The organism is Xanthomonas sp. LMG 12461, from assembly GCF_009192935.1.
In the GTDB taxonomy this organism is placed as follows: Bacteria; Pseudomonadota; Gammaproteobacteria; order Xanthomonadales; family Xanthomonadaceae; genus Xanthomonas_A; species Xanthomonas_A sontii.
Map to the genome: position 1 here is coordinate 1 of NZ_NQYT01000131.1, position 568 is coordinate 568.

At 66.0% G+C, this 568-nt stretch carries 1 pseudogene; it reads left to right on the forward strand.

What is annotated here, in order from left to right:
* Positions 1-568: pseudogene (gene secA, locus CEK68_RS20875) on the forward strand (preprotein translocase subunit SecA); the annotation flags it as partial.

Consider the following 568-nt stretch of genomic DNA (forward strand, 5'->3'; position numbering starts at 1 on the left):
CTGCCGGTGTACCTCAACGCGCTGGAAGACAAGGGCGTGCACGTGGTCACCGTCAACGACTACCTGGCGCGCCGCGATGCCGCGCAGATGGGCAAGCTGTACAACTGGCTGGGCCTGAGCGTGGGCGTGGTGTACCCGGGCATGCCGCACAGCGACAAGCATGCCGCCTACGCCGCCGACATCACCTACGGCACCAACAACGAATTCGGCTTCGACTACCTGCGCGACAACATGGCGCTGTCCAAGGCCGATCGCTTCCAGCGCGGCCTCAACTACGCCATCGTCGACGAGGTCGACTCGATCCTGATCGACGAAGCGCGCACCCCGCTGATCATCTCCGGCCCGGCCGACGAGTCGCCGGAGCTGTACATCCGCGTCAACCGCATCGTGCCGCAGCTGGTCAAGCAGGAGTCGGAAGAGGGCGAGGGCGACTTCTGGGTCGACGAGAAGGGCAAGCAAGTGCACCTGTCCGAGGCGGGGATGGAGCACGCCGAAGAACTGCTGCGCGCCGCCGGCATCCTCACCGACGAGGAAGACCGCCTGTACGGCGCGCAGCAGTTCTTCGGCG